Origin of the sequence: Pseudoalteromonas sp. BMB, assembly GCF_001709235.1 — a bacterium.
GTDB classification, from domain to species: Bacteria; Pseudomonadota; Gammaproteobacteria; order Enterobacterales; family Alteromonadaceae; genus Pseudoalteromonas; species Pseudoalteromonas maricaloris.
This window is the reverse complement of sequence record NZ_MBQA01000036.1, coordinates 1-256: the sequence shown is the minus strand read 5'-3', so window position 1 is coordinate 256 and position 256 is coordinate 1. Positions and strand designations below refer to the sequence as shown.

1 pseudogene is annotated in these 256 nt (G+C 52.3%); it reads left to right on the top strand.

What is annotated here, in order from left to right:
* Nucleotides 1–12: 12 nt before the first annotated feature.
* Nucleotides 13–256 (top strand): annotated as a pseudogene (locus BB427_RS03070) (HNH endonuclease); the annotation flags it as partial.

Sequence of the window (256 nt, the reverse complement as noted above, 5' to 3'; positions counted from 1 at the left end):
TCACTCGATGACATGTCTACCAGTTGGCACTACGACCTACTGCTTCCTGACGCTGCCATCGAAGGCATGCAAGCCACGGTAAAACGCCTAGACGACGTCACCCCCAAAATCGACCAGCATATGCAACAAGCCGCCCAAGAAATTGGGCAGCGAGTTAATAAAGCGTTGGATGAGTATCAAGGTCAATCACCAATTCGAGGCGGTACCGACAAGCCCATCAAAGCCAAAGCCGATGAGTTGGAGCCGCCAAAAGGGA